This window comes from Octadecabacter arcticus 238 (assembly GCF_000155735.2).
Taxonomy (GTDB): Bacteria; Pseudomonadota; Alphaproteobacteria; order Rhodobacterales; family Rhodobacteraceae; genus Octadecabacter; species Octadecabacter arcticus.
This window is the reverse complement of record NC_020908.1, coordinates 1,996,322-2,023,028: the sequence shown is the minus strand read 5'-3', so window position 1 is coordinate 2,023,028 and position 26,707 is coordinate 1,996,322. Positions and strand designations below refer to the sequence as shown.

The window sequence follows — 26,707 nt, the reverse complement described above, 5'->3', positions numbered from 1 at the left end:
GATCAGCTACTTTCTTCGCCGTCGTAGAGGCTGATCGGCTGGGCTGGCATGATCGTGCTGATCGCGGATTTGTAGACCAGCTGGCTTTGACCGTCACGTCGCAAAAGGACGCAAAAGCTGTCAAACCAAGTAATTATACCCTGCAGTTTCACGCCGTTGATCAGGAAAATCGTTACTGGAACCTTGATCTTACGGACATGATTGAGAAATGCGTCCTGAAGGTTTTGCTTATCTGAGGCCATGGTCCCCGTCCCTTTTTTGTTCTTGTGGCCGTCGCCGCGGCCAATATATCAGTCTGGGTGCCACTATGTAGCGGTGTTTGTTAGATTTCCACCCCAAAAACAGGGTCGTAGCAGATGCAATTAAAGGGGTGACTTATCGGCGCCAGAATTCGGGGTTTAAAAGCGCGATAATCGCCAAGGCTTCAAGTCGGCCAAGAACCATCGCGAAGGCGAGAATGATTTTTGCACTGTCGGGTATGCCCGCATAGGAAATCGGCGATTCAGCGGCGATTGCAGCCAATGGTCCGGTCGTAGACAAAGCGGCGACCGAAAGCACCATCGCCGTTTCAAACTGCACGCCGGTTAGGGCGAGTAAGACCATCACTGCGGCAATCGAAATCGTGAATAACATAAAGAAAATCCACGCGATTTGCGCGCCTTGACGTCTAATTTGGCGCGCCACTGCCCCCGCCCCGCCCACAGACGACGGATGTACAAGGCGTTCAACTTCGCGCTGGCCATGCTTCCAAAGCGCATAGACCCGCAGCAACTTGATGCCGCCCGCCGTTGTCGCCACACCGCCGCCGATTAGGGACAGACCGACCAACATCAGACCAGGCGTGCCAAGCCCCGACCAATTGCGCGTCGCTGTCCAATCAGCTGATTCAAACCCTGTGGTTGTCAAAAAACTGGTGATAGTAAAAAACGCGCCCCAAAGCGCACGCGCAGCATTGCCCAGATCGTTGTTTGTCCCGTCTTCAAACGCGACCACACCATGGCGCAGGAATAAAACGGCGACCAGGACCCCGATCAAAGTCAATGCGAGCCGGAATTCATTGTCTTTGTAAAGCGGGCTGACCTCTTGGCCCGACACACCACGCGAAAAAGCAACGCGCGACAGGGCGAACACGAAAAAGAGCACAATGATGAATTCGCCCAAGAAACCCGCAGGCGAATAGATCAACCCGCCCACAGGTGAGATTCCAGATGTCGCCATCACCGACATCGCATGGCACAGCGCCACAAACGTCACCTCGCCCGACACCGTGAGGCTGAGCCACAACAGGCCCGTCAATGCGACGTAAAGTGGAATGAGTTTTGAGCCATAGCGCACCAAGCGTTCCGATGGGTCCGTGACGCGGCCAATTTGCTCGAAGGTCTTTTCGCTTGCTGACCCGCCGCGTGTTGCACGGACCTCAAATCCACCGATATTAAGCGGTGCGAGAATTGAAATCGCGGAGACCCAGATCAGCAAGCCACCCAGCCAACCCATCAAGGCCCGCCACAAATGTACAGAACGCGGCAATTCCCGCGGGCTGTCATAAAGTGTCGCGCCAGTTGTGGTGATTGACGACACGGATTCGAACCATGCTTCAAGAAAGCTCATCCGTGGGACGGCTTCATACATGGGCACAGCAAGCATAAGGGGCAGCACCAAAAATGCCGCCAGAAGCGACACCAAATAGCCGCGCGCAAGGGTGCTTTTGTAGTTGGCGGTGGCAAGCCCGATGAACAGCGTCAGGAGCAAGAACAGCAGCGCAGAATAGAAAAACGAACGCGCCACTGCGTGATTTTCAATCGACAAGGCATGGATTGCCGGCACGACCATCGCCAGCGCGCCGATACCCATAAGCAAAACAAAGAACGGGCGTTGCGATAGGTTAGACATGACGTCGCGCGCGGCTGTTTAACACCGTGTTCATCAGAAAAAGTCGATGGACACTTGCAATAGTGCCTCAACTTCCGCGACCTGCGCTGCCATGGCGAAAATGGCAACAACATCGCCTTCTTCAATACGCAGATTACCGCGTGGTTTGTGCATCTTACCGCCCTTAAGGACACCGCCGACCAAGACACCTTCGGGAAAATCCACGTCCCGCAACAGTTTGCCAGCCATGGGGCTGGTTGTCAGAACCTGCGCTTCAATCACCTCGGCCTCGGCATCGCCGATGGAATAAACCGAGCGCACGCGCCCGTGCCGGATATGGCGCAGGATCGAACTGACGGTTGTCGAACGCGGATTGATATAGGCGTCAATATCGAGCGGCCCCATCAGTGGCACCAACGTCGGATCGTTGGTCAGACAGATCGCCATCGGGCAGCCCATCCCCTTGGCACGCACAGCGGCCAGCAGGTTTGTCTTGTCGTCATCGGTCACAACCAGAACCGCATCAGCATTGGCAATGTTTGCTTCTTCCAGCAATGCAGAATCCAACCCGTCGCCATTCAGCACAATCGTGCGTTCCAACTGATCGGCTGCGGCTTCTGCAATGTCGCGGTTGCGTTCAATAATGCGCACACGGACGCGGTTTGTTCTGGCTTCAAGCCTGCGCGCAACAGCCAACCCGACGTTGCCACCGCCAATAATAACGACGCGTTCCAACTTGCCCTGTGTCTTGCCGAAAATCTCAAGCGTGCGGTTTAGATCGGTATTCTCCGTCATCACATAACATTCATCGCTTGGGAAAATCTGGTCCCCTGGCGAGGGGGCAAAAAGTGTGCCCTTACGTCGAATGCCAACAACGACCGCTTTGAGCGTCGAAAACAGATCGCTGAGTTGACGCAGCGGCGTGTTGATCACCGGACAGTCATTCTCGATCTGGATGCCCAGCAGTTGCGCCTTTCCTTCCAGAAAACTCTCGGTGTCAAACGCGGCGGGGGCTGCAAGACGTTGCAAAGCGGCTTCTGCCACTTCCATCTCTGGTGAAATAACCACATCGATTGGCAAGTGATCGCGACGGTAAAGATCGGAATAGATCGCGTTGAGATAACTTTGACCACGTAGACGCGCGATCTTTCGCTGGACGGCAAACACCGAATGGGCAACCTGACAGGTCACCATATTGACCTCATCAGAATGAGTCGCCGCGATGATCATGTCTGCATCCGCAGCACCGGCGCGTTCAAGGATATCAGGATAGCTTGCGAAGCCTTCAATGCCCTGCACGTCAAGCGTGTCAGTGGCACGGCGCACAAGTTCCGGGTTGTTGTCGACAACCGTAACGTCGTTGCGCTCTGAAGCGAGGTGGCGGGCGATTTGCCAGCCAACCTGACCCGCCCCGCAAATAATGACCTTCATGGACGTACCTTGAATGGTTACAGTCTAATTGTGGTGACAGAAGGCATTGATCCGGTCAACCAGCGACGTGATGCACGCGCCCTTAAGCCTCTTCGTCCTCCTCAACGTGGGCAACGCGCGCGCCCGCCTTATTGGATGTCACAACACCAAGTGTTTTGAGTTTGCGGTGCAGTGCGGATCGTTCCATGCCAACAAAGCTCGCGGTGCGGCTGATATTGCCGCCAAAACGGTTGATCTGTGTCAGCAGATATTCGCGCTCAAACAGCTCACGGGCATCGCGAAGTGGCAATGTGGCAAGGCTACCAGACAGCAACACGCGGCCCTGTTCTGCGGGGCTGTCGGACTGTGTGGGCAGTTCCTTGGCCTCAATCGCCCCTGTCGCATCCCCTAGAATAAGGACCCGTTCCATCACATTCTTAAGTTGTCGCGCATTGCCGGGCCACACCATCGTCTGCAGCAGTGCCGCAGCCTCATCACTTAAAGGTCGCGCGCCAAGCCCTTGAGATTTATCAAGTTCTTCAATAAAGTGCGCAGCCAAAAGTGGAATATCCTCACGCCGTTCTTCAAGACTTGGTACATGGATCGGCACGACGTTCAAACGGTGATATAATTCTTGCCGGAATGTCTCTGCTTCAATTGCAACCTGCAAGTCCTTGTTCGTGCTTGAAATAACCCGAACATCGACTTGAACCTTATCAACACCCCCAACCCGTTGGAACTTCTGATCCACCAGCACGCGCAAAAGCTTGGCCTGCGTCCCAAGGGGCATTTCTGCGACGCCATCGAAATAGATTACACCGCCATTGGCGTCTTCCAACAAGCCAGGTTCGACGCCACGGCCCTCGGTCTCGCGGCCCAATAGGACCTCTTCCATGCGGTCAGGTTCGATTGACGCGCAATTGACCGATACAAACGGCATGTCTCCGCGATCAGAATTAATATGAATGTAGCGCGCTGCCGTTTCTTTGCCGGACCCGCTTTCGCCCGTCAACATAACCCGTCCGTTGGATTTCGTGACCTTTTCCAGCTGGCTGATCAACGTCCTGAACGCGGCACTTTCGCCCAGCATTTCGGTCGGCGCGGCATCCGTGCGTTTCAATTCGATATTTTCGCGGCGCAGGCGGCTGGTTTCCATCGCGCGGCGGATAACCACCATCAACTGGTCGATATTAAACGGTTTTTCAATGAAATCATACGCACCCTGTTTGATTGCAGCGACCGCTATTTCGATGTTTCCGTGGCCCGAAATGATCACCACTGGCACCTCTGGGTGGTCACGCTTGACCTGTTTGAGGATATCAATGCCGTCCATCCGGCTGTCTTTCAGCCAGATATCAAGGATCATCAGCGCAGGAACAGCCTTGTCAATTTGCGCCATACATTCGTCCGACGTGCCCGCAAGGCGCGTTGTGAACCCCTCGTCCTTGAGGATGTCAGAAATCAGTTCGCGGATGTCACGTTCGTCGTCAGTGATCAGAATATCGCCCATTGGATTACCTCATGCAGTTTCGGTTTGGGGCAGCGTGAGAGCCGCCTGAATTGGAAGGTGGATGACAGCCATGGCACCGTATCGCTCGGTTTCATTAGGTCCAGTGTCGTAAGATCCAGTGTCATCAAAGGCGGGCGCGTCAGTAAGGATGAGCGTGCCACCATGTTCATCAATAATTTTCTTCACGATCGGCAGGCCGAGGCCCGTTCCTTTTTCGCGGGTGGTTACGTAAGGCTCAAAAAGTTTGGCTCGATCTTCTGGCAGACCGATACCGTTGTCCGCGATGGTAATTTCCGCCATGTCATCGCTGGTTGACAGTGAAATCCTGATTTGTGGAGTAACGTCCATTTCAGGGAATTTTTCTTGCAGACTTTCAATGGCCTCGCCCGCGTTCTTAATCAAGTTTGTGAGTGCTTGCGACATCATTGTACTGTCCAGATCAGCCCATATCTCGCCGTTCTCGATTGTTGTCTCAAACGTGACGTTTGGTTGGCCGGATTTTTGCAAGGTCACAGCGTCACGCATGATCGCGGCCAGATCATAGGTCCGGCGGTCCGGTTCCGGCATCCGCGCAAACTTGGAAAACTCATCAACAATGCGACGTAAATCGTTGGTTTGACGTACAATAACATCCGTCAAGTGTTCCAAATCGGGGGCGTCTTCGCCCGCGTGCACATGAAACTTACGTTTGATGCGTTCTGCGGACAGCTGGATTGGTGTCAGCGGGTTCTTGATCTCGTGTGCGATCCTCCGCGCCACGTCGCCCCAGGCGGCCATCCGCTGGGCCGAGACCAAATCGGTCACGTCCTCAAACGCGACAACAAACCCTTCAAGATCCCCGTCTTCGTGCAAGCGATGCGACATCCGCACCAGCAGGCTTTCTTGCTTGCCGCCCCGCACAAGGTTTACTTGACCTTGCACGACGGATTTGCCACCCGAGGTGAGCTCATCAAAAAGATCCGAAAATTCGGGCACTGCCACAGACAAAGCAGTGCTTTTGCCACCATCAACATCCAGAAATCGATTTGCAGACCGGTTCACAAACATCACGCAGCCTTGCGCGTCCAGTCCCACAACGCCGGATGGAACTGACGAAAGGACCGAATCAAACAGCCGTCGGCGACGTTCAATCTGGCGATTGTTGTCTAATAGTTCTTCGCGTTGGTTGCGCAACTGCGCGGTCATTTGGTTAAAATAACGCCCCAGCTGCGCGATCTCATCCTCCCCCACTTCTTCGCGCACGTGTACGTTCAGATCACCGGCACCAACCCGTTGCGATGCGCCCACCAGCCGCCCCACAGGACGCGCAAGCCGTTCAGCGAACCACAGACCAACCCAGACAGCGGCAAGGATTAGGATCAGCGCAAAGCCCAAGTAAATGAGACCAAATTCAAACAGAATCCGTCCACGTTCGCTTTCCAATTGACCATAAAGTGCAACGGTTTCTTGTGTATCGTCCAGCAGCGCCAGAATACCACCATCGACGGGACGCGACACATAGAGATACTTGTCACTGAACGCCTCGAGCGGGAGCAAGGCGCGAAATTCGTTATTGGCCCAGTCCTCAATGACAACTAAACCAGTCTCGCGGGCCTGTCGCATATCAGCGGTGCTGGGGTGTTCGAAATAGAACTCATAGGACCGATCCCCACGGGCCCAAATTTCGCCCATACCATCCAAGACAAACGCTTCCGTCAGGCCGCGTTCAATTTGGGGTTGCACGCGCGCCAAAGTCTGGCGCACTTCGCCGCGTTCCATGAAGAATGTCTGAAGCCGTTCAGTATTGAGATAACCAGCCAGAGCATTTGCGTCGCGCGAGAGCTCTTGGCGGTGTTCCTCTTCATAGGCTTCGGCGGCAGACAATGAATTGCCCAAAACATCGCGCACCCGTTCGGAAAACCACCCTTCAAGGCCGATGTTGATCGTCAAAACCGCAAAAACCGCGACTGCAACCGTCGGAATAAGCGCTAACAACGCAAAAACCCCTGTCAAACGCAGGTGCAGGCGTGAACCGGCAGACTTGTTGCGCCGCGCCGCAATCATGCTGACGACGCGCGACAAAACCAAAGCTGCGATAATCAGGATATAAATGATGTCAGACAGCAAGATCAGCCGCAGGACTTCCGTGCGACCGGTTTGATCCAGCGGGCGCAGGGCCGTGATCGTCAAAATAACGAGGAGCGGGCCAAGCAGGACCAGAACCGCCGTGGCCCAGTTCTGCACGACACGCCGTCGTCGCCAGAGCGAAAATGCCAGCATATTCTTACCCAATTGGGATCGTTGCACTCCAATACGCCCCGCTAACAAAGGGCTTATGCGTTGCCGTCAAACAACGCTTCGCCCACCGCCTGTTGATGTGATCCTGCCCTACCCCAAGAGTGGGACCGGATGGCCACGCTTATGTTGCGCTTTTACATCAATTTACGACGGCGTGTCACGTGGATATCCAGATCTGTGATCTTTTTTCTCAAGGTATTGCGGTTGATGCCCAATAGCTCAGCACATTTAGCTTGATTTCCAGATGTTGCATCCAGCGCGATTTCGATCAAAGGCGCCTCAACTTCCCGCAATATCCGCTGATAAAGGCCGATCGGTGGCAGCGCGCCTCCATGCAAATCGAAATATCGCTTAAGGTGCTGCGCCACGGAACCGGACAATTTATCCGAACTGCCTGTCTGCAATGGTTCGATCGCTGGCTGTGATCCAAGGACTTGTTCGACTTCGGGGCGGTGAATGTCCTCGTGGGTCGACGTTACGACCAGGCGGCGCACAACATTTTCAAGTTGGCGCACATTGCCGGGCCATGTGTAGGCCCGCACAATATCGATGGCACTGCTCGCAAAGCGGCGCACAGGTGCTCCCTCGCGTTCGGATCGTGACAGAAAATGCTGTGCCAAAAGCGGGATGTCATCAACGCGGTCACGCAAGGGCGGCACAACGACCGTCACCCCTGCGAGACGATAGTACAGATCCTCACGCACGCGCCCTTCTTCCATCGCGATCACCAAATCGGTGCGCGACGTTGCGATGATCCGCGGTGCGGAGTCGCCCAAGGCATCCATCATCCGCACGATCCGGCTTTGGGTCTCCATTGAAAAGTCGCCCACCTCATCAAACACGAGGCTGCCACCTTTGGCCCGCGACAACAGCAGCTGCTGCCCGTCCATCCCGTTCAGATCGTTGGCAGTGGCGGTCACGAACGGCATAGATCGGCGGTCTGAAAAATCATGAATGGCGCGCGCGATCAGACTTTTGCCCGTGCCGCTTTCTCCCGTCACCAAGACCGACAGCGGCGTGTTCATCACCCGCGCGACCAGTCGGTAAAGCGTCTGCATCGCCGCCGTGCACCCGACGAGCGGCAGATCATCGGAGTGTTCATCGTTTTGGCTGATGGCTGCGGCGCGCGGTTTCACTTCTAGTGCACGGGCAGCCCGTTTCATCAGGTCCGGCAAATCAAACGGTTTTGGCAAATAGTCGTATGCGTCGGCTTCTGCCGCTTGGATTGCTGTCATGATATTATTTTGGGCTGAAATCACGATGACGGGCAAACCCGGCCGTGCGAGTGCGATTTTGGGGAGTTGTTCCAGACCGTTGCCATCGGGCATGATTACATCGGAAATCACCAGATCGCCCTTTCCCTCTTCCACCCAGCGCATCAGCGTCACCAAAGACGACGTCGCATGAACTTTGCAGCCCGCCCGCGTGAACGCCTGCGTCAACACCGTGCGGATTGTGCGGTCGTCATCGGCAACCAGAACAGTTCCATCCATCTATACGTCTCCTGTTAACTTAGCGGGAAGTGTCGGCAGCGACAGGCGGAATATGGTGCGCCCCGGCACTGAATCTACCGAAATCCAGCCCCCCACATCAGCGATTAATTTACTGACCAGTGCGAGGCCGAGGCCGGTGCCGTTTTCGCGACCGGAGATAAACGGCTCAAAAACATCCGATGCAATGTCGGGCGGCAAGCCGGGGCCGTCATCAATAATTTCGATTTGCAGCGGCAGGTGTGCAACGGTTCCATCATCGCGTTTCATGCGCAGAGAGGGCTCATAGAAGGTGTGCAACCGGATCGACCCGCCTGCGCCACCAGCCTCTGATGCGTTCTTTAGAAGGTTCAAAAGCACCTGCAAAAATTGGTCCGCGTCGACATAGGCTGACGGAAGCGATGGATCGTAGTCTTGGATCATCATCATGTGTGCGCCAAACCCCACCGAAGCAGACTGACGCGCGCGGTCCAGCACATCGTGAATGTTGACTTCACTGCGATTGGGCGGTTGCAGATTGCCAAATTGCTCGACCTGTTCCAACAGTTTCACAATCCGGCGCGATTCCTCGACTATCAGATCGGTCATTTCGCAATCCTCCGCTGACAGCGTCATCGACAACAGCTGCGCCGCACCCGTGATCCCCGCAAGCGGGTTTTTGATTTCATGGGCAAGCATTTCGGCCATGCCAATCGCAGACCGCGCAGCGCGAATGGATTTGGCAGACTTGTTCAGCCGCGTCGCCATTTCGCGAGGTTCGAAAATCATCAACATCTGATCGCCCCCGTCTAAAAGCGGGGCAAACTGGATGTTGCATTGTAGCGGTGATCTCTCTCCACTGCTTACATCGACATCGTTGATGAACAGCGATGACCGGTTGGCGCTCGCCCGCGCGTAGGCGGATTCTAGCGGTGCGTCGATCATCACCGTGTCCCACAATAGCGCGCCTATGAGGGATCTGGACGATAGGTTCAAAAAGGCTTCCGCCGCCGGATTGCTTTGCGCAATCGTGTCGTCGGGGTTCAACAGCAACGCGGGCACTGGCAATGAATTCCAAAGCGCATTCATGCAGCCTGCCCCGCACCTTGATGTGTGACCAAAGGCGTTGCCAGCGCATCGGGCAACAGATTGAACACTTTCTTGGGGTCGCGTTCCGTCAGGACAGCCTTGCGCAGATTTGGTTCGGGCGCACATTGATCCATGTACCACCCCAGATGTTTGCGTGCAGCTTTGCTGCCCATTTGGGTGCCATAGAAACTTAACATTGCGTCATAGTGGTCTGATACCAGTTGAATAAATGCGCTTCCTTGCGGCGGGGCTGGGGCAACATTGCCACTCAGTTGCGCCGCGACGTCGCGCAACATCCAAGGGCAGCCCTGCGCCCCGCGCCCAATCATCAAACCGTCAGCGCCCGACGCGTCCAGTGCTGTTTTCGCCGTACTCGCATCAATGATATCGCCATTTGCGATCACTGGGATCGACACCGCGTTTTTGACCAGCGCTATAGCATCCCAATTTGCACGGCCCTTATAAAACTGGCACCGCGTGCGGCCATGAATGACGATCCGCGCGATCCCTGCATTTTCGGCCCGAACAGCCAAATCAGGCGCATTCAACAGCGCGTCGTCCCAGCCAAGCCGCGTTTTTAACGTGACCGGAATATCAACCGCGCCAACCACCGCATCAATTAATGTCAACGCATGATCGAGATCGCGCAGCAGCGCTGATCCGGAATAACCGCTGGTCACTTTCTTCGCAGGACAGCCCATGTTGATGTCAATCATTGCCGCACCATTGGCCTCGACGTGACGCGCGGCTTCGGCCATCCAATGCGCCTCGCGACCAGCAAGCTGCACGGCGGTATTAGCCTGATTAAACCCCAACTCCGCCTTTTCACGCACGCCGGGTTTTGCCTGTACCATTTCTTGGCTGGCGATCATTTCGGACACAACCCACCCTGCGCCGAATGACGCCACAAGCTGGCGAAACGGCAAATCTGATATTCCAGCCAGCGGGGCAAGCGCCACGGGGCTGTCAGTATCTGGTAAGGGGATGTCACGCTGCATGAAGTTCAGTTAGCGCGAACAGGTTGCAACTTCAACGATATCAAGGTGAATTATCAGGCAGAATACATAACATGCCTCATATTTAAGCGGATAGCCACGCGCACTTCCCTCGACGCGTCGCTCTGGGTAGAACACACCCAGACAAGGGGCGCCCCGACATGCAAATTCCACCAACTGTTGCTGCCATTATCGTCGCCGCCGGACGCGGGCAGCGCGCGGGCGGTGATGTTTCAAAGCAATGGCAGCATATTGCGGGTAAATCGGTGCTCCAGCACACATTAGATGTCTTTACGGCGCACCCGCGCATCACCGAAATTGTCCTTGTGGTGGCAGATACTGATCGCGCCCGAGTTGAAGCGTTGAAGCTATCCAGCCACGTCCGTATCGCGACTGGTGGTGCCGAGAGGTCGCAGTCCGTTCTGTCCGGCCTGAACGCGACCCAAGCTGACCACGTCCTGATCCATGACGCCGCGCGATGCTGTCTACCGCCGGTCGTCATCGACCGTGTGTTGGACTCCCTACAAACCGACCAAGCGGTTGGACCAGCCCTGCCCGTCACCGACGCTTTATGGATGGGTGAAGATAACCAAGTCAAAGGCGTTCAGGATCGCACAGGTCTGTATCGCGCCCAAACACCGCAAGGTTTCCATCTGACGGCGATCCGCGCCGCGCATGCTACCCACGGCGCAGGTGCCGCCGACGACGTAGAAATCGCGCAGCGCGCTGGACTGGATGTAACGATCGTGCAAGGCGATGCTCGTAACCTCAAGATCACGACGCCTGCCGATTTCGCGCGGGCTGCAAAATTACTGGAGACACCATTGGATATTCGAACCGGAAACGGCTTTGACGTGCACCGTTTCGGGGTGGGCGATCATGTGATGCTCTGCGGCGTCAAAATCCCGCACAGCCGTGGTCTGCAGGGACATTCGGATGCGGATGTTGGGATGCACACGGTCACGGATGCGATTTACGGTGCGCTGTGTCGTGGCGACATCGGCCAGCATTTCCCGCCAAGCGATCCACACTGGAAAGGCGCTGCCAGCGATATTTTTCTGGCACACGCCTGCGACCTTGCTCGCGAAATGGGCTTTGCGATCAACCATATGGATTGCACATTGATCTGCGAATTCCCAAAGATCGGCCCCGTTGCTGCGGCGATGCGGATGCGGATGGCGCAGATTATGAGGATCGATGCGGACCGCGTCAGCGTAAAGGCGACAACGTCCGAACGCCTTGGTTTTACAGGGCGCGGCGAAGGGATTGCAGCGATGGCCACGGTCACGCTGATAAAAGGGACAGCAGGATGAAACAACAATGGGCAAAAATCACGGCGACGGTTTTTTACGTCGGTTACATGAAACCTGCGCCGGGAACGTGGGGGTCGTTGGCCGCCCTGCCGCTGGCGTGGTTGATTTACCAGATCGGCGGCATCTGGCTGTTCGTTTTGGCGATACCAGCGACCTACATCAAAGGCTATATCGCGACCAAATGGATGACGGAGGGCTCCGACAACCACGACCCGTCCGAGATCGTGATCGACGAGGTCGTTGGCCAATGGATAGCACTTTTGCCCGTCTTGATTGGCGCAAGCATGGCAAACGTGTCATCCCTGTCAGTGTGGCCCGGGTGGATCGCTGCGTTTGCGTTTTTCCGGCTTTATGACATCGTCAAACCTGGTCCGGTGGGCTGGGCGGACCGCAAAGACAACGCAACGGGCGTGATGTTGGATGACGTTATCGCAGGGGTGTTTGCTGCGGTTTGCGTGATCGCGCTTGCCGGACTTTGGCACGGGATTGCATCGTGACATTAGCGGCGCAGGTTGTTGCGGGCGCGATTGCCAAAGGCATGACAATCACAACCGCTGAAAGTTGCACAGGCGGTCTGGTGTCTGCCGCCCTTACGGATATTGCCGGCAGTTCTGCCGTGTTCGAGCGTGGCTTTGTCACCTATTCCAACGCCGCCAAAGTCGCGATGGTGCAGGTCGATCCCGCCACGTTGGAAGCTTTCGGTGCCGTCAGCGAACAGGTTGCCGAACAAATGGCACGCGGTGCGCGACGGACCGCGATGGCTGATATCGCGGTGTCCATCACGGGGATCGCGGGTCCTGGTGGATCGGACTTCAAGCCCGAAGGTCGGGTCTGTTTCGGGCTCGACGCGGGCGGCGACGTGCAGACAGTCACGCATGAGTTTGGCCCACTGGGACGCACGCAAGTTCGCGCGCGCAGTGTGCAAACCGCGCTGACGTTGCTGCAAGGCGCGATCGATTCACTTTAGCGCATTTATTAAGCGTCATGCTCAATATTAGCCTAAATAGTGATCAGCTCTGTAATGCCCTCAATTTGTGCGCGCTCAGGCCCGCCTGCCTCTTTTGAAGGCGGTTCATATACGCTTTGGGGTCAGCCAAACGCAGACATCAAGGAAAAGTAAAATGAACGGAGCGGACACCGCTTGGATTATCGTCGCAACCGCACTTGTGTTGTTTATGACCCTGCCTGGATTGGCGTTGTTTTACGGCGGTCTAGTGCGGGCACGAAATGTGCTTAGCGTGTTTATGCAATGTTTCGGGATCGCCTGCCTGATGTCGATCCTTTGGCTCGCGTTCGGGTATTCCATCGCATTTGGGGACGGCAATGCCTACTGGGGCGGCTTGGAGAAGGCGTTTCTGATCGGCATCACCGAAGACACAATGGCGGGTAACATTCCTGAAGTGTTGTTCTTTGCGTTCCAGATGACGTTTGCGATCATCACCCCTGCGCTGATTGTCGGGGCATACGTTGAACGTATCGGTTTTGGGTTTGTGATGACATTCTCGGGGCTGTGGATGTTGCTGTGTTATGCACCTGTGGCCCATTGGGTTTGGGGCGGCGGTCTGCTTGCGGGTGAGGACTGGTCACTGTTTGAGAATGGTGTGAATGATTTTGCCGGCGGAATCGTGGTGCACCAAACAGCAGGGCTGGCAGCACTGATCGTGGCGTTTTTCCTTGGGCCACGGCGGGACAAATCCAAACCACCGCACAATCCTGGAATGGTGATGATCGGTGCTGCGATGCTGTGGGTCGGTTGGTTCGGCTTTAATGGCGGGTCCGAGCTGGCTGCCAATGGATCAGCGGCGATGGCGATTACGGTCACACACATATCGGCTGCCGCCGCGTCCCTGACATGGGCCCTGTGGGAACGCATCCGCTTTGGCAAATCCTCGCTCGTCGGCCTTGTCACTGGAACGATCGCAGGCCTAGCGTCAATCACGCCTGCGTCCGGTTCTGTTGGCCCGATCGAGGCACTTCTAATTGGCGCAATCGCGGGCATCATGTGCCAAGAGCTGTGCCACGTCGTTAAAAGAGCACTGAAAATAGATGACACATTGGATGTGTTCGCGGTGCACGGCGTGGGCGGTATGTTTGGTATCATTATGCTAGCGGTATTTGGTCATGCGGGCTGGACGGAACAGTTGGGCGGCCTTGCAGTTGTCGGCCTCTGGACGGTGATTGTGACCACGGCCATTGTGCTTGTCGTTAAGGCGATCTTCCCGATCCGAGTGAGTGAAGAAGACGAACACACGGGCCTCGACCTCGCATCACACGGCGAACGCGCTTACGATATGTCGAGCTAAGGGTTTCAGAAAATCTGACAATTGCGGGCGCCCGATGCAAATCGTGGCGCCCGTTTTTGTCTGCGCTAATCGGTGCTGCGCAGAGCGCGTGTCAGGGCTGACAGGTTGCGCGCTGCAATGGCATCTGCGACATCCTGCGCAACACCGGGCGACAACAGATCGGCCCCCTTTGCCATCAGCTTTTCACGTCGAAGGCTGAGGGGTTCAGGTTCTGCCAAATCATGGGATGCGCGCAGGGTTTCGCCTGTGGTCAGCGACACAATAACCTCGCTTGCGGTTTCGGGTACGTTGTCATCGGCCACAACATTGACCCGCGCCATCATCGCTTGGGTGGCCTGAGAAAGTGGAAAATATGCCTCAGGCTCAGGGTCGATTGTGCGACCGCTATCCAGAAACAAGGCCGTCAGAAGGGGATGTCCCGTACGATGTTGAAAATCGGGCGAGTGGCGCTGCTTGATTGATGGTTAGGCGACGTCCTTGATTTGGTCAAGCGTTACGGTATTGCGATGATCTAGCAAAGCTTGCTTGAGAATGGGGAGTTGCTTGTAGGCCTTTAGGCGGCGGAAGCCTTTCGCGGCTTCCAGCATACCAGCCCCTGTCCAGCGCAGCGCCATTTTTGCATCGCGCCAGCGTTTGACGTTTCGACAGACCTGTCGGATCACGCTGTTCATAGATTCAATGATGTTGGTGCTGGCCAATGAGCGTCTCAATTCCACAGGTAGCCCCAACCTAACAACAGTTAGAATTTCGTCTAGGCCCTCAAGGATCGACTTTGAAACGTCCGGAGCCTCAAGCTCTAGTCGCTGGGCAAGATTCCGCATCAACCGCTCGGCTTTGTCGGCATCATCAAGCTCCCATGCTTGCTTCAGCGCGCGGCGTACGGAGGCGTGCAGCTTTGGAGGAAGCCTGTCAGTTATGTTGCGGGCCTTGTGTATCTGGCATCTTTGGATGGGAATATCGGCACCAAATGTGCGCCGAATTGCCTTGGTCAGTGCCTTAGCCCCATCTACGATGAACAAATAGCAGCCCGCTGGATCGAGCCCACGCTCTATCAGATTGTCCAAAAGCGCCTGAACCGTCGCGGCGTTCTCGGTCGCCCCTTCAATGACGCCCAGAGGGTGCTTTTCGCCTGAAACCTCCACACCCACGGCCGCAAGCACCAACAAATGATCGTCCAAATGCAGCCCGTCGATCTGGATCGCTACAAGGTCAAGCTCCGATAGATCAGATGACATCCACTCATCCAGGCGCGCTTGGGTGAGTGCTTTGAAGCGACGCGAAACTGCTGACCTGGACAGCCCGCTCCCTGCCTTATTAGGCACCTTCGCTTCGGGCAGCCGTACAGCTCGGTCATACTTACGGGTGGAAACATTCATCAACATTAGGCTCATTGCCCATTGTTCAAGGAAGCCACCCGAGGAGGCCTCTTCCCAGCTCGGCAGGACAATCTCTTTACCGGTCACTTTATCGCGCACACGGGCGCGCTCCAGCTCAATCTTCCCACCATGGAACCCAACCTGACCTTTCGCGGTGCCCCATCTGTGGCCAGGCTTGTCAGTGCAATGCTCGTATCGGCCACCCGCCAGCGTATCTGCGTCCTCACCAAACATCTGAACCAGACTGGCGACGCCCGCCGTCAGGCAGAACTGCTCGAAGCTCTCGCCAACTTTGTCCCAGGCTGTTTCCACGAGTTGATGAACATTCGACGCGCTGGCAAGTCCAGCGCTTGCTGTGATAGTCTTCTTCATGGTGTTGCTTCCTTTTGCGATTAAACACCCAGAGCCTACGGCTCAGGGGAAGCAACGCCACCCTAAATTAAAATTTCAACATTCTTCGGGACATTCCCGTCAATCGTGTCTACGTTCAGCGGCATAAGCGACAAAAGGGCTTCGATCATCGCGTGGGTACCGTGACAACAAGCGTGATATTTGTGGCTGACACTGTCGAAGATCCAAGTGTCGCCCAAGCCCGCAAATGCGGATACATTCCCCTCCGCGTTATGGGTCGCCAAAAGTGCGGCAATCACATCCGGTGAGCCGCACATCCCGACTTTGGCCAGCTGCGCGGCTTCAACCCCGTGGGCGGCGGCCATGCCAGCATTAACGGGTTTCATCGCGCTGCCGAATTGCGCCTTTTGACCCGCAGCAAACCCAGCCACATTCAAAGTCGTCGAAGATGGCGGCGCGTCCATCAAAATTGCTGCCGCGCTCGCCGCGCCGAAAGCACCGGATGTAGCCGTCTGATGCCAGCCCGCCTGATAATGACTGCGCCCCAACCAAAGCCCTACACGCGTCGCGACCTCGGCTCCGATGCGCGCGGCCCTTAGGAACGCATCAAAATCGGCCCCTTCGGTTTCTGCAACCGCGAGTGCTGCGGGAATGACAACCGTACTGACATGGCCGATATGGCCGAAATGCGTGTCGTCAAAATCCAGCACATGGGACATGGTACCCTTGATCAGGGCGGCGGCGCGGGCCGGAACTCGGCCAGACCACATGGAATCGTTTGCGGTCGGCGCATTAAAGATCGACGCGGACCCCGCGCCAGCATTCAGGCTATATTGCGCCATACCAAGCGAGATTGGATTGTTGTCGGCCCCAAGGCCGCAGATCGCCCAATCCAGAAGACACAGCTCCATCACCTCAAGTGAATGCGCAGGCACTGTCAGGTTGTTTTTACAGTTCAGAAAGGGGTCGAGCGGTGCAAGATCATTTAGCATGTGGCCACCCTGCCCGATGCATCACGACCCGTAAAGCTCAGCAGCGCGGCGTTCAAACGCGCGGACAATGGTCTGCATCGCTTGGGTGAAAAACATGCCAGCCGCACCTTGCAGCAACTTGTTACGAAATTCGAAATCCACCTCAAAGTGCACATCACAGTCGCCTTCTGCATCACTAAAAAGCCACGTGCTTTCAAGATATTTGAATGGCCCGTCGATATAAGCCGTCTCAATTTTGCGCGCCTTGGGCCACAATAAAACGCGGCTGCCAAATTTTTCACGAAACACCTTAAAGCTGACAACAAGATCAGCCATCATCACCGAATGATCGCCCATATCATCAACGGATTTGATCCGCGCGGCGGCTGTCCACGGTAAAAACTTGGGGTAATTTGCCACATCTGCCACCAGATCATACATCTGATCAGCGCTATAGGGCAGTCGTTTGGTTTCGGAATAGGCGGGCATAAGGGACTTTCGGTCGTGACATTACCGAACCATGTCGTATGGTTTGGCCGAAATAACAAGCATTTGGCACAAGGTCCGGACTCAATGACGCAAGTGATCACGCAAACACCAACCCAACCCGCCTATGTCATTGACGAAATGATCTCTGCGAAATCAATCGCGGCGCGGATCGAAGACCTCGCCAAAATCATCCAGACCGAATTCAAAGACACCAACAAGTTGATCGTCGTCGGCCTGTTGCGCGGATCGTTCGTGTTCATCGCCGATCTGGTGCGCGAATTGGACTTGCCGGTCGAGGTCGATTTCCTTGAAGCGTCGAGCTACGGCGACGGCATGGAATCCAGCCGCGAGGTGCGAATCCTGAAAGACCTGCGTGGCCAGATTGAGGGGCGCGACGTGTTGGTCGTCGAAGATATCGTCGACACGGGCCACACGCTGCATCAGGTCATCGACATGCTCAACACGCGCAAACCGTCCAAACTGAAATCAATTGCCCTGCTCGACAAACCGACGCGGCGCGAGGTCGACATGAAGGCCGATTGGATTGGGTTCGTCATTCCCGATGAATTCGTTGTCGGGTACGGGATCGATTACGCCCAACGCAATCGCAACCTGCCGTTTATCGGCAAAGTTCGCTTCACCTAGCCGCACACGGTTTTGTGCGCATATGCACCAAATTCGCGCTGAGTCTTCGGAATTTGCCATGCTACTTTAATGCGTAATTGTCGCACTCAACCAGGAGACCTCTTGATGAAATCCGTTACTCTACTCGCAGGCGCTACAGTCTTGGCGTTCGGCACGATGGCACTGGCTGACGGCCACGCGGACGTCGATCCCGCCGTCAAAGCCCGTCAGTCGCATATGCAGCTTTATGCCCACAACATCGCCATTTTGGGCGGCATGGCGCAGGAAAGTGTCGAATATGACGCCACCCTCGCACAGATCGCTGCTGATAACCTTGTGGCTTTGGCCAGTATTAATGAGACGACATATTGGCCCGAAGGCACCGGAAACGACATGATCGAAGGTGTCAAAGCCCTGCCCGCGATTTGGGAAAACATGGATGATTTCATGGTCAAACAAGACGGCATGGTCACTGCATCGGCAGCTATGGCAGGGGTTGCGGGAACAGATTTGGCGTCAGTTCAGGGTGCGATTCGTGATCTTGGCGGCGCCTGCTCTGCATGTCATCGCGAATACCGCCAACGCGATGATTGATGCGTAAACACTGGTTTATTGGTGCGGGGGTGGTTGGCATTACGGTGGCGTACAGCGTCACGGCAGCGCGCCCCCTCGCGCCTGAACGATTGGAGATTGGCCAGATCGGGAGCGCCACTGACGGTTCACTGATTTTTGCGGCTGCGGGCTGTGGGTCGTGTCACAGACAAGACGGGACCGACGCGCTGGCAGGTGGCAAAGCATTTGTAAGCGACTTTGGCACGTTCTATGCGCCCAACATTTCCATGGATGTAGATCACGGCATTGGCGGGTGGTCGGATTATGACATCGCCAATGCGATGATGGCAGGTGTGTCGCCAGACGGCGCGCATTACTATCCGGCATTTCCCTACACGACCTATGCAAAGATGGATCCGCCCGATGCGCTTGACCTGATCGCCTACCTGCGCACCCTGCCAAGCGATGCCACACCATCGCGCGCCCACGACGTTGGCTTTCCGTTCAACATCCGCCGATCCCTTAGCGGTTGGAAATTCCTGTTCGCGGGCACGGACTGGGTGATGCAAGACGTAGACACACCAGAACTGGAACGTGGCCGCTATCTTGTGGAAGCCATGGGGCATTGCGCCGAATGCCACACTCCACGCAATGCGTTGGGTGGATTAAAGAGGGGTGAATGGATGCAAGGCGCGGCCAATCCATCGGGTGAAGGACGCATTCCGTCACTCCACCCCGATGATCTGGGATGGAGTGGGGGAGACATTGCCTACTACCTCGACACCGGGTTCACGCCAGATTTTGACACTGTCGGCGGTGAAATGGTCGATGTGGTCGAGAATATCGCGCAGTTAAACGACGTGGATCGCGATGCAATCGCGGCGTATTTGCTGGCGTTGTATTAACAATTGGTAGCAGTTACCGACATTAATCGCCGGTTATCGCAATAGTGCCTTTCACAATCATAATAGCCGCGGCAATGTCACGGGCAAAATCACGCACCCAGTTTTTCCATCCGTGCCGCGCGCAGTTTCGCGAAATCATCGCCGGCATGGTAGCTTGACCGCGTGAGCGGTGTCGAAGACACCATCAGGAACCCCTTATTGTAGGCGGTCTTTTCATATCCGGCGAATTCGTCCGGCGTCACAAAACGATCAACCTTGTGGTGCTTGGGTGTTGGTTGCAGATACTGACCAATCGTCAGAAAATCGATATCCGCTGCGCGCATGTCTTCCATCACCTGCGTCACAGATTGTTTGTCTTCACCCAAGCCAACCATGATTCCCGACTTGGTGAACATCGTTGGATCAAGTTCCTTCACCCGCTGCAACAGTCGCAATGAATGGAAATACCGCGCGCCTGGGCGCACTTCGGGATATAGGCCCGGCACGGTTTCAAGGTTGTGGTTGAACACGTCCGGGCGCGCCTCAACGACGATTTCCAGAACTTTCGGATCACATCGAATAAAGTCCGGCGTCAAGATTTCAATCGTGGTGTTCGGGGCTTGCTTGCGGATTGCGCGAATGGTTTGGGCGAAATGTTCGGCACCGCCATCAAGCACATCATCGCGATCCACTGATGTAATCACCACGTGGTTCAGGCCAAGCTTTTTGACAGCATCAGCCACGCGACCCGGTTCAAACACATCCAAATCTTCGGGTGGCTTGCCCGTTGCTATATTGCAGAAGGTGCAGGCCCGCGTGCAAACCTCGCCCATAATCATCATCGTGGCGTGACCTTGGGACCAACATTCGCCAACATTTGGGCAGCCGGCCTCTTCGCACACAGTGGTGAGTTTGTGTTCGCGTATAATATCCCGCGTTACCTTGTAGCCGTCGCTGGTCGGCGCTTTGACGCGAATCCAATCGGGCTTTTTGGGCTGCGGGCTATCCTCGCGACGCTGCTTTTCAGGGTGGCGTTGGGCCGGAATTTTCAGATCGCGCAGTGACATCGGCTTCTCCTCTTGCCCAACACTTATGCAAGACTGCGCCATTTGTCCAAGGGTCTCAAGGGTGCGGGTTGCGGGATTGCTCAAAGCGCATGGCTAACACGTTCAATCGACGCTTTCAGCCGACACATTTAACCAATTCGAGGGCCAAGTTCACCGCTGTCTTCGTAGTGCAAGACCAGCCGCTGTAGTGCGATGCGCAGCACAACCTTGCCAGACCGCGCGGCCCAACCCATGTGCTTTTCGGTTATTTCTAACCCTTCGAGCAGGCAACAGCACCGCAACGCCACTTCGGACAAGCCGGGCCCCAGAAACGCAAGCGCCGCACGAACCTTTGGCGCCGCCCCTTTTCCTGTCGTGTCGATCTGCTGGTAGGTTTCAATCAAAGTGAGCACGTCTTGCCAATCTGGCGCCGCTTTGTCGCCGCGAATCTGACCGATCTGCGCCAATTCGTAATCTTCGCGCAACCGCTCAGCCGCGCGCACCATGGTGCGGTTCAAAAACGGGTTCCCGTCGCGGTCCTTGCGCCGCGACAACGCCACCACGGGGCTTTCTTGTAACGCCATCCGCGCCACTATCGGCTTGTCGTGCGGACCGTCCATCCACGTGCCAACACCGCTGGCGGCGCCCTCAAACGCTGTCGGTCCCTCGGCCATGGCGCGAGCGCAGTTTTCAGTTTGCGCCATCAATTCGCGCAGCGCCACACGCCCCGCAGGGGTGATGCGGTAGCGCAGGACACGCCCGACAGTTTGCCCCCCCGAAATCCACCCGCGCAACGCCAACATCATCGCCGTAACGGAGGGTAATTTGCTGCCGCGATCCGCCTCTCCTTGATTTGCGTCTTGCAAAATGACCCCTTGTTCCGTGCCCATCGCGATGGCCAGAATGGTGCCTGGCGTGGCAAGGCAGCGCAGGGCTTGCATTATTTCCAAACTGCTCGGGCTCGGTGTGGCGCTGTTTTCGGCCGCCAATTCTTTGATCGCGCGGTCCACAAGCGGGTCATCGCGGCGCGTTTCGATCTTTCGTATTTGACGCATAATCGTTGAAGCATGACATGATTGCGATCGCGCCAAAACCCGAATGGGCTGTCCCATTTCCGTGTGAAAAACGTAGTTGCGCACGTCCACCGGCACCCATGCAGGCACCGCGTGGCTTGCGCGTTTTGCGTCCACCATCCTAATCCTCATTTCCCAATTTTCGACCCTGCAAGTTCGAAAATATTATGCAGCCTTTGCGTGCAATTGTTTCCGATAGGTTAACTTTACCCACAGATCCCTATGATTGTTTCTAAATGGTAACCAATTGTAAACGCACCGAACGCTCAAAGTTATCCACACGCAAAAACCCCTATAGGTTGTGTCACCTTGTAGACAAATCAATGAGGGAGACTCACTATGGAAGACGTTTTGAAAATGATTTCGCGGCTCAAACGCCCAACGCTTCTGGTCCGAACCGCGCGCCACGGACTTCAAGATTATAACCGGATCGTGCACCTGCGCCGACTGCTCAAAACCGAGGCCCTGCCAGGGCCCAGTCATGCGATTGTCAGGCTGATGGAACTCGAGGCGGTTGCTGATCAGCTTCGCGTTGCCAAACGGGCGGAATATTCTGTTGCACGGCACATAGAAATGATCGTGGCCATGATGTGTGAAGCGCGGATTCTCAAGGCATCAAACGCATCGCGTGAACGAACCCAATCACCGACATAGCCAAAGCCGTGTCGCGGGCCTGTTATGGGCCTACGACACGGATCCGTCCTACATAAAGCTGTCGGGCATAGACGCCTTTTTCGCGGCCACATAGGCGTCAAGATTGGCGCGGATTTCAGGGTCGAGGGGGGGGGCGACATAGGTGTCGATCAGCTTGGCCACCCGCACAGATGCGAGTGCTTGGCTGTCGCGTGCCCCCTCTTCTTCCCACGTCTCGAATGGTTTGTAATCAAACACTTCCGAGCGCCAGAACGCCGACTTGAAATTCTTTTGGGTGTGTTCGCAGCCCAGATAGTGCCCGCCGGGACCGACTTCGCGAATGGCATCCATGGCTTGCGCATTTTCGTCGATTTCGACACCCCGCGCGATGTGATGCAGCGTGCCTAGCTGGTCCGCGTCGAGCACGAATTTTTCAAAGCTGGCGACAAGCCCGCCTTCGAGCCAGCCACACGAATGCAGCATGAAATTCACGCCTGACAACAGGCCCATGTTCAGGCTGTTGGCCGTTTCATAAGCCGCCTGCGCGTCGGGCAATTTTGATCCGCAGAACGAACCCGCAGAGCGGTACGGCAGACCCATGCGTCGGGCCAACTGCCCTGCCCCATTGGTGATATGTGCCGCTTCGGGCGTGCCAAAAGTCGGCGCCCCGGAATTCATGTCGATCGAGGTCACAAAGGTGCCGAAAACCACTGGCGCACCGGGGCGAATAATCTGGCTGTAGGCGACGCCCGCCATGACCTCTGCCAGAACCTGCGTCAGCGTTCCGACCACGGAAACTGGCGCCATAGCACCGCCAACAATAAACGGGCTGATGATCGCGGCTTGGTTGTGTGCGGCATAGATTTCCAAGGCGCCCATCATCGTCGCATCAAACGTCAAAGGTGAATTAATGTTAATAAGGGATGTCATCACTGTATTGTCGCGCACGAAGTCTTTGCCGAACAGGATCTCGCACATTTCAACGCTGTCTTGCGCGCGGCTAGGTTCGGTCACGGACCCCATGAACGGCTTATCGGACAACGTCATGTGCGCCATCAACATATCAAGGTGACGTTTGTTGACGGGAACATCTGTGGGTTCGCACACTGTGCCGCCCGAATGGTGCAGCCACTTTGACATATAGCCAAGTTTTACAAACTTTTCGAAGTCCGCAATCGTCGCGTAGCGCCTCCCGCCTTCGGCGTCGCGCACGAACGGCGGGCCGTAAACTGGTGCCAACACCAGATTATTGCCGCCCACAGTGACAGATCGTTCGGGGTTGCGGGCGTGCTGGACAAATGTGCTCGGCGCGGTTGCGCACAGCTTGCGCGCCAATCCTTTGGGGATGCGCACGCGTTCACCGGTAACTTCAGCGCCGACGGATTTCCAACGCTCAAGCGCCGCAGGATTGTCCACAAACGCCACCCCGATCTCCTCGAGAACGGTCTCAGCATTGGCCTCGATAATGTCCAGCGCCTCATCGGACAGCATCTCAAGATTCGGGATATTCCGCTCGATCGTTTTGGCGGTGTCAAAGCTGACGGCGGTGCGTTCTGCCCTCCGCGCAGCCCCACCGCCGCCGCGTCCACGCCGTGCGCCGCTTGCTGGTGCTTGTTCGGTTACGTCAGTCATAGCTTTAACCCCAAAAGAATCCTGTTGATGCAAACGCTATACCGCATGGACGTTTGCGCTTGGGATTAAGCGGCGATTGGGTGGCGAAAGCGACATTGTGCGCGTCACCACGCCCTTGCACACAGGGGCATGTCGATTTACGAGACAATATGGACATAGACACACACGACTGCCTTCTCATTATCGACTTCGGATCCCAAGTGACGCAGCTGATTGCGCGACGTTTGCGTGAACAGAACGTCTATTGCGAAATTCACCCCTATCAGAACGTCACCGACGCGATGTTGGCCGACCTGACCCCCAAGGCCGTCATCCTGTCGGGCGGGCCGGATTCGGTCACTCGCGGGGGCAGCCCGCGCGCGCCCGACAGCCTATGGACCATGGGCATTCCGGTTCTTGGTATTTGCTACGGACAGCAAACAATGATGCAACAATTGGGCGGTCTGGTTGAGGGCGGCAAGATTTCTGGCGGCGGCGGCACCGCTGAATTTGGCCGCGCCAAGGTTACATCTGCGGGCACGCTTGATCTGTTGGATGGCTGGTTTAGCGATGGCCCTGAACAGGTTTGGATGTCACACGGCGACCACGTCTCGAAGATCGCACCGGGGTTTGAGGTTTATGGAACCTCCCCCAATGCGCCGTTTGCAATTATTGCCGATGCATCGCGTCACTACTACGGCGTGCAGTTTCATCCCGAAGTCCACCACACGCCGCGCGGCGCGAAGTTGTACGAGAATTTCGTGCGCCTTGCAGGTTTCAAAGGCGGCTGGACGATGGACGCCTACCGCGACATCGCAATTGCGAAAATTCGCGAACAAGTCGGTGACAAACAGGTGATCTGCGGTCTGTCTGGTGGCGTGGATTCGTCCGTTACGGCTGCGTTGTTGCACGAAGCGATTGGTGATCAGCTGACCTGTGTGTTCGTGGATCACGGGTTGTTGCGCCTGAACGAAGCTGATGACGTCGTGGCCATGTTTCGCGACAACATGAACCTCAAGGTCATCTACGCTGACGAAAAAGAACTGTTTCTTGGCGCACTCGAGGGTCAAAGCGACCCCGAAACAAAGCGTAAAATCATTGGTGGCTTGTTTATCGATGTGTTCCAGAAATATGCAAATGAGATCGAGGGCGCTGAGTTCTTGGCGCAAGGCACATTGTATCCCGATGTGATAGAAAGCGTGTCGTTTTCTGGCGGTCCAAGTGTCACCATCAAGAGCCATCACAATGTCGGCGGTTTACCCGAAAAGATGGGCCTTAAACTGGTCGAACCGTTGCGGGAATTGTTCAAAGACGAAGTACGCGCGCTGGGGCGTGAACTTGGCTTGCCGGCTTCGTTTATTGGTCGCCACCCGTTCCCTGGCCCGGGTCTCGCGATCCGTTGCCCGGGCGAAATTACCCGTGAAAAGCTCGATATTCTACGTCAAGCCGACGCGGTCTATATCGACCAAATCCGCAAACACGGTTTGTATGACGAAATTTGGCAGGCCTTCGTCGCCATACTGCCTGTGCGCACAGTTGGCGTAATGGGCGACGGACGCACCTATGACTTTGCCTGCGCCTTGCGCGCGGTGACGTCGGTTGACGGTATGACCGCCGATTACTATCCGTTCAGCCATGATTTCCTTGGCGAAACGGCAACGCGGATCATCAATGAAGTCGCGGGCATTAACCGCGTCACCTACGACATTACATCCAAACCCCCCGGCACGATTGAATGGGAATAAGACGGCTGGCTCGATTTTCGGGCTGGCTGTTTAAATGGGGAACTGCTGCGTTCGTGGTGATGACACTGTCGATGCTGGCTTGGACGTTCCTGTGGCCCGAACCTGACGTGCGCGCCCTGCAATCCGCCGATGCAATCGTATGCATGGGAGGCAGCATGAGTGCGGACGGAACACTCGCCGCATCGACCCTGACGCGCGTTGAACGCTGTGTGCAACTGTTTGAGGCAGGGCTGGCCCCCGTGATCATCTTTTCCGGCGGCATCGCGCGCCCAACTGGTCCGAGCGCGGGCGCGCAGATGGGTCGTTTCGCCATGACCCTTGGAGTGCCGCAAGACGGCGTTATTGCGGAAGGTCTGGCGCAATCAACGTTGCAGAACGCTTTGTTCTCACTGCCACTGATCCCGAACGCCGAACGTATCATCATCGTCACCGAAGCCTTCCATTTGCCGCGATCTTGGGCGTCGTTTCGCTGGGCGCAATGGGAACTTGGCCATCCTGCGACATCATTCACGTTGGTGATGTCCGAAGACGTGCGTCGCAACCCACTGACGGGGGATGTTCGATGGAACATGCTTGTGCGTGAAAGTCTTGCTATCTGGTTTAACGCAGTGCGGGCTGCGGCTTATTCTGTGGCGCCGCACGACCCCGTTGATTGGCTTCATTGACGTTTACTTGCGCGCAAACCAGTTGCCTCATCCGCGATGAAACACCAGTTTTGTGGGACGGGAGTTGCCGCGCGGCTAATCGTTAACGCAGCGCCGCCACAATCAAATCCGACGACATTTCACCCACTGAACAGACGGCAAAATCGTGTGCGGTGTAGCCGATGTCATACCATTGCGACCGCGCAGCCAAACCAACGGTGACGCGCGGACCAGTATTGATAGGCTGACGCCCCCAATGAGCATCGGTAAATGGCTCAGCGGCGAAAAGCTGGTTCAAATCTGCGGGCGCAAGACCCGCTGACGCCATCAGCACACCCGCCACACAATCAACCTGCCGCTTGACCATACCGCGCAACGCGTCTTCTTCACTGCGTTGATTGCGAATCGCGCGCAAAGCAACGTCTGCGACCCCGTGGCGCACTTGGATGGCGTGGCCCAACACATGCGCCATA

26 protein-coding genes are annotated in these 26,707 nt (G+C 56.1%); 10 read left to right on the top strand and 16 right to left on the bottom strand.

All coding sequences use genetic code 11. The features are described from left to right. Nucleotides 1–2: 2 nt before the first annotated feature. The 8 genes from hfq to dusB form a co-directional block, all read right to left on the bottom strand. Entirely contained in the window at nucleotides 3–242 is a 240-nt protein-coding gene (gene hfq / locus OA238_RS10535) for an RNA chaperone Hfq (RefSeq protein ID WP_015495156.1), read from the bottom strand. 133 nt (nucleotides 243–375) lie between these two features. Beyond that, a complete protein-coding gene (locus OA238_RS10530; RefSeq protein WP_015495155.1) occupies nucleotides 376–1,890 on the bottom strand; it encodes a TrkH family potassium uptake protein in 1,515 nt (504 codons plus the stop codon). A gap of 33 nt (nucleotides 1,891–1,923) precedes the next feature. Beyond that, nucleotides 1,924–3,315 carry a Trk system potassium transporter TrkA gene (gene trkA, locus OA238_RS10525; protein ID WP_275450510.1) on the bottom strand — a complete coding sequence of 464 codons (1,392 nt, stop codon included), beginning with the start codon at nucleotides 3,313–3,315 and terminating at the stop codon, nucleotides 1,924–1,926. A 67-nt stretch (nucleotides 3,316–3,382) separates the two neighbouring features. Further along, nucleotides 3,383–4,789, bottom strand: a complete 1,407-nt coding sequence (gene ntrX / locus OA238_RS10520; protein ID WP_015495153.1) for a nitrogen assimilation response regulator NtrX — start codon at nucleotides 4,787–4,789, stop codon at nucleotides 3,383–3,385. 9 nt (nucleotides 4,790–4,798) lie between these two features. Next, on the bottom strand, nucleotides 4,799–7,048 hold the full coding sequence (locus OA238_RS10515; RefSeq protein ID WP_015495152.1) for a sensor histidine kinase NtrY-like: 2,250 nt from the start codon (nucleotides 7,046–7,048) through the stop codon (nucleotides 4,799–4,801). A gap of 152 nt (nucleotides 7,049–7,200) precedes the next feature. Beyond that, the gene (locus OA238_RS10510) at nucleotides 7,201–8,559 is read right to left on the bottom strand and encodes a response regulator (protein ID WP_015495151.1); all 1,359 of its coding nucleotides are present in this window, start codon (nucleotides 8,557–8,559) and stop codon (nucleotides 7,201–7,203) included. Beyond that, nucleotides 8,560–9,624 (bottom strand): two-component system sensor histidine kinase NtrB, encoded by a 1,065-nt coding sequence (locus tag OA238_RS10505; protein WP_015495150.1) that lies wholly within the window; start codon nucleotides 9,622–9,624, stop codon nucleotides 8,560–8,562. Further along, nucleotides 9,621–10,622 (bottom strand): tRNA dihydrouridine synthase DusB, encoded by a 1,002-nt coding sequence (gene dusB, locus OA238_RS10500; RefSeq protein ID WP_015495149.1) that lies wholly within the window; start codon nucleotides 10,620–10,622, stop codon nucleotides 9,621–9,623. The genes OA238_RS10505 and dusB overlap by 4 nt, the downstream gene beginning before the upstream one ends. A gap of 158 nt (nucleotides 10,623–10,780) precedes the next feature. On the opposite strand from dusB, the gene OA238_RS10495 reads away from it, so the two are divergent. The 4 genes from OA238_RS10495 to OA238_RS10480 all read left to right on the top strand — a co-directional run bounded on the left by OA238_RS10495 (nucleotide 10,781) and on the right by OA238_RS10480 (nucleotide 14,235). Next, on the top strand, nucleotides 10,781–11,932 hold the full coding sequence (locus OA238_RS10495) for a bifunctional 2-C-methyl-D-erythritol 4-phosphate cytidylyltransferase/2-C-methyl-D-erythritol 2,4-cyclodiphosphate synthase (RefSeq protein WP_015495148.1): 1,152 nt from the start codon (nucleotides 10,781–10,783) through the stop codon (nucleotides 11,930–11,932). Further along, nucleotides 11,929–12,429, top strand: a complete 501-nt coding sequence (locus tag OA238_RS10490; RefSeq protein WP_015495147.1) for a phosphatidylglycerophosphatase A family protein — start codon at nucleotides 11,929–11,931, stop codon at nucleotides 12,427–12,429. The genes OA238_RS10495 and OA238_RS10490 overlap by 4 nt, the downstream gene beginning before the upstream one ends. After that, nucleotides 12,426–12,899, top strand: a complete 474-nt coding sequence (locus OA238_RS10485; RefSeq protein ID WP_015495146.1) for a CinA family protein — start codon at nucleotides 12,426–12,428, stop codon at nucleotides 12,897–12,899. Before OA238_RS10490 ends, OA238_RS10485 begins: the two co-directional genes overlap by 4 nt. Nucleotides 12,900–13,053: 154 nt before the next feature. Beyond that, entirely contained in the window at nucleotides 13,054–14,235 is a 1,182-nt protein-coding gene (locus OA238_RS10480) for an ammonium transporter (protein WP_015495145.1), read from the top strand. A gap of 65 nt (nucleotides 14,236–14,300) precedes the next feature. Here the strand turns inward: OA238_RS10480 and OA238_RS10475 are convergent, their stop codons facing one another. The 4 genes from OA238_RS10475 to OA238_RS10460 all read right to left on the bottom strand — a co-directional run bounded on the left by OA238_RS10475 (nucleotide 14,301) and on the right by OA238_RS10460 (nucleotide 17,422). Beyond that, nucleotides 14,301–14,558, bottom strand: coding sequence for a hypothetical protein (locus tag OA238_RS10475; protein ID WP_187293169.1), 258 nt, complete (start codon nucleotides 14,556–14,558; stop codon nucleotides 14,301–14,303). Nucleotides 14,559–14,699: 141 nt separating this feature from the next. Continuing rightward, nucleotides 14,700–15,983, bottom strand: a complete 1,284-nt coding sequence (locus OA238_RS10470; protein ID WP_015494284.1) for an IS256-like element ISOan3 family transposase — start codon at nucleotides 15,981–15,983, stop codon at nucleotides 14,700–14,702. A gap of 62 nt (nucleotides 15,984–16,045) precedes the next feature. Further along, nucleotides 16,046–16,954 carry an MmgE/PrpD family protein gene (locus tag OA238_RS10465; protein WP_015495143.1) on the bottom strand — a complete coding sequence of 303 codons (909 nt, stop codon included), beginning with the start codon at nucleotides 16,952–16,954 and terminating at the stop codon, nucleotides 16,046–16,048. Nucleotides 16,955–16,975: 21 nt separating this feature from the next. After that, a complete protein-coding gene (locus tag OA238_RS10460) occupies nucleotides 16,976–17,422 on the bottom strand; it encodes a type II toxin-antitoxin system RatA family toxin (protein ID WP_015495142.1) in 447 nt (148 codons plus the stop codon). 84 nt (nucleotides 17,423–17,506) lie between these two features. Between OA238_RS10460 and hpt the strand changes: the two genes are divergently transcribed. The 3 genes from hpt to OA238_RS10445 all read left to right on the top strand — a co-directional run bounded on the left by hpt (nucleotide 17,507) and on the right by OA238_RS10445 (nucleotide 19,503). Further along, on the top strand, nucleotides 17,507–18,067 hold the full coding sequence (gene hpt / locus OA238_RS10455; RefSeq protein ID WP_015495141.1) for a hypoxanthine phosphoribosyltransferase: 561 nt from the start codon (nucleotides 17,507–17,509) through the stop codon (nucleotides 18,065–18,067). 105 nt (nucleotides 18,068–18,172) lie between these two features. After that, nucleotides 18,173–18,640, top strand: coding sequence for a c-type cytochrome (locus tag OA238_RS10450; protein ID WP_015495140.1), 468 nt, complete (start codon nucleotides 18,173–18,175; stop codon nucleotides 18,638–18,640). After that, nucleotides 18,640–19,503: a c-type cytochrome gene (locus OA238_RS10445; protein ID WP_015495139.1), complete on the top strand. Its 864-nt coding sequence runs from the start codon at nucleotides 18,640–18,642 to the stop codon at nucleotides 19,501–19,503. The genes OA238_RS10450 and OA238_RS10445 overlap by 1 nt, the downstream gene beginning before the upstream one ends. Nucleotides 19,504–19,592: 89 nt before the next feature. Here the strand turns inward: OA238_RS10445 and lipA are convergent, their stop codons facing one another. Then, on the bottom strand, nucleotides 19,593–20,549 hold the full coding sequence (gene lipA / locus OA238_RS10440; RefSeq protein WP_015495138.1) for a lipoyl synthase: 957 nt from the start codon (nucleotides 20,547–20,549) through the stop codon (nucleotides 19,593–19,595). Nucleotides 20,550–20,677: 128 nt separating this feature from the next. Further along, complete coding sequence (locus OA238_RS10435; protein WP_015495137.1) at nucleotides 20,678–21,721, bottom strand: DUF6456 domain-containing protein; 1,044 nt, start codon at nucleotides 21,719–21,721, stop codon at nucleotides 20,678–20,680. A gap of 219 nt (nucleotides 21,722–21,940) precedes the next feature. Between OA238_RS10435 and OA238_RS10430 the strand changes: the two genes are divergently transcribed. Continuing rightward, nucleotides 21,941–22,255: a DUF6477 family protein gene (locus tag OA238_RS10430; protein WP_015495136.1), complete on the top strand. Its 315-nt coding sequence runs from the start codon at nucleotides 21,941–21,943 to the stop codon at nucleotides 22,253–22,255. 48 nt (nucleotides 22,256–22,303) lie between these two features. On the opposite strand, the gene OA238_RS10425 is transcribed toward OA238_RS10430, so the two are convergent. Continuing rightward, entirely contained in the window at nucleotides 22,304–23,866 is a 1,563-nt protein-coding gene (locus OA238_RS10425; protein ID WP_015495135.1) for a trimethylamine methyltransferase family protein, read from the bottom strand. A gap of 149 nt (nucleotides 23,867–24,015) precedes the next feature. Here OA238_RS10425 and guaA point away from each other — a divergent pair, with 149 nt between their 5' ends. Together guaA and OA238_RS10415 are read left to right on the top strand one after the other, a co-directional pair. After that, nucleotides 24,016–25,590: a glutamine-hydrolyzing GMP synthase gene (gene guaA / locus OA238_RS10420; protein ID WP_044038195.1), complete on the top strand. Its 1,575-nt coding sequence runs from the start codon at nucleotides 24,016–24,018 to the stop codon at nucleotides 25,588–25,590. Further along, nucleotides 25,581–26,255 (top strand): YdcF family protein, encoded by a 675-nt coding sequence (locus tag OA238_RS10415; protein ID WP_015495133.1) that lies wholly within the window; start codon nucleotides 25,581–25,583, stop codon nucleotides 26,253–26,255. The genes guaA and OA238_RS10415 overlap by 10 nt, the downstream gene beginning before the upstream one ends. An 82-nt stretch (nucleotides 26,256–26,337) precedes the next feature. On the opposite strand, the gene OA238_RS10410 is transcribed toward OA238_RS10415, so the two are convergent. Continuing rightward, nucleotides 26,338–26,706 (bottom strand): neutral zinc metallopeptidase, encoded by a 369-nt coding sequence (locus OA238_RS10410; protein WP_015495132.1) that lies wholly within the window; start codon nucleotides 26,704–26,706, stop codon nucleotides 26,338–26,340. Between the last annotated feature and the right edge of the window lies 1 nt (nucleotide 26,707).

What these genes read in the sequence shown, in the direction of transcription:
- hpt (WP_015495141.1), top strand. Translation starts at nt 17,507, where the DNA reads ATGACGCAAGTGATCACGCAAACACCAACCCAACCCGCCTATGTCATT.
- OA238_RS10460 (WP_015495142.1), bottom strand. Translation starts at nt 17,422, where the DNA reads ATGCCCGCCTATTCCGAAACCAAACGACTGCCCTATAGCGCTGATCAG.
- OA238_RS10515 (WP_015495152.1), bottom strand. Translation starts at nt 7,048, where the DNA reads ATGCTGGCATTTTCGCTCTGGCGACGACGGCGTGTCGTGCAGAACTGG.
- dusB (WP_015495149.1), bottom strand. Translation starts at nt 10,622, where the DNA reads ATGCAGCGTGACATCCCCTTACCAGATACTGACAGCCCCGTGGCGCTT.
- OA238_RS10415 (WP_015495133.1), top strand. Translation starts at nt 25,581, where the DNA reads ATGGGAATAAGACGGCTGGCTCGATTTTCGGGCTGGCTGTTTAAATGG.
- hfq (WP_015495156.1), bottom strand. Translation starts at nt 242, where the DNA reads ATGGCCTCAGATAAGCAAAACCTTCAGGACGCATTTCTCAATCATGTC.
- OA238_RS10470 (WP_015494284.1), bottom strand. Translation starts at nt 15,983, where the DNA reads ATGAAGAAGACTATCACAGCAAGCGCTGGACTTGCCAGCGCGTCGAAT.
- OA238_RS10480 (WP_015495145.1), top strand. Translation starts at nt 13,054, where the DNA reads ATGAACGGAGCGGACACCGCTTGGATTATCGTCGCAACCGCACTTGTG.
- OA238_RS10475 (WP_187293169.1), bottom strand. Translation starts at nt 14,558, where the DNA reads ATGATGGCGCGGGTCAATGTTGTGGCCGATGACAACGTACCCGAAACC.
- OA238_RS10450 (WP_015495140.1), top strand. Translation starts at nt 18,173, where the DNA reads ATGAAATCCGTTACTCTACTCGCAGGCGCTACAGTCTTGGCGTTCGGC.
- OA238_RS10410 (WP_015495132.1), bottom strand. Translation starts at nt 26,706, where the DNA reads ATGGCGCATGTGTTGGGCCACGCCATCCAAGTGCGCCACGGGGTCGCA.
- OA238_RS10425 (WP_015495135.1), bottom strand. Translation starts at nt 23,866, where the DNA reads ATGACTGACGTAACCGAACAAGCACCAGCAAGCGGCGCACGGCGTGGA.
- OA238_RS10445 (WP_015495139.1), top strand. Translation starts at nt 18,640, where the DNA reads ATGCGTAAACACTGGTTTATTGGTGCGGGGGTGGTTGGCATTACGGTG.
- ntrX (WP_015495153.1), bottom strand. Translation starts at nt 4,789, where the DNA reads ATGGGCGATATTCTGATCACTGACGACGAACGTGACATCCGCGAACTG.
- OA238_RS10505 (WP_015495150.1), bottom strand. Translation starts at nt 9,624, where the DNA reads ATGAATGCGCTTTGGAATTCATTGCCAGTGCCCGCGTTGCTGTTGAAC.
- OA238_RS10530 (WP_015495155.1), bottom strand. Translation starts at nt 1,890, where the DNA reads ATGTCTAACCTATCGCAACGCCCGTTCTTTGTTTTGCTTATGGGTATC.
- lipA (WP_015495138.1), bottom strand. Translation starts at nt 20,549, where the DNA reads ATGTCACTGCGCGATCTGAAAATTCCGGCCCAACGCCACCCTGAAAAG.
- guaA (WP_044038195.1), top strand. Translation starts at nt 24,016, where the DNA reads ATGGACATAGACACACACGACTGCCTTCTCATTATCGACTTCGGATCC.
- OA238_RS10495 (WP_015495148.1), top strand. Translation starts at nt 10,781, where the DNA reads ATGCAAATTCCACCAACTGTTGCTGCCATTATCGTCGCCGCCGGACGC.
- OA238_RS10435 (WP_015495137.1), bottom strand. Translation starts at nt 21,721, where the DNA reads ATGGTGGACGCAAAACGCGCAAGCCACGCGGTGCCTGCATGGGTGCCG.
- OA238_RS10430 (WP_015495136.1), top strand. Translation starts at nt 21,941, where the DNA reads ATGGAAGACGTTTTGAAAATGATTTCGCGGCTCAAACGCCCAACGCTT.
- OA238_RS10465 (WP_015495143.1), bottom strand. Translation starts at nt 16,954, where the DNA reads ATGCTAAATGATCTTGCACCGCTCGACCCCTTTCTGAACTGTAAAAAC.
- OA238_RS10490 (WP_015495147.1), top strand. Translation starts at nt 11,929, where the DNA reads ATGAAACAACAATGGGCAAAAATCACGGCGACGGTTTTTTACGTCGGT.
- OA238_RS10510 (WP_015495151.1), bottom strand. Translation starts at nt 8,559, where the DNA reads ATGGATGGAACTGTTCTGGTTGCCGATGACGACCGCACAATCCGCACG.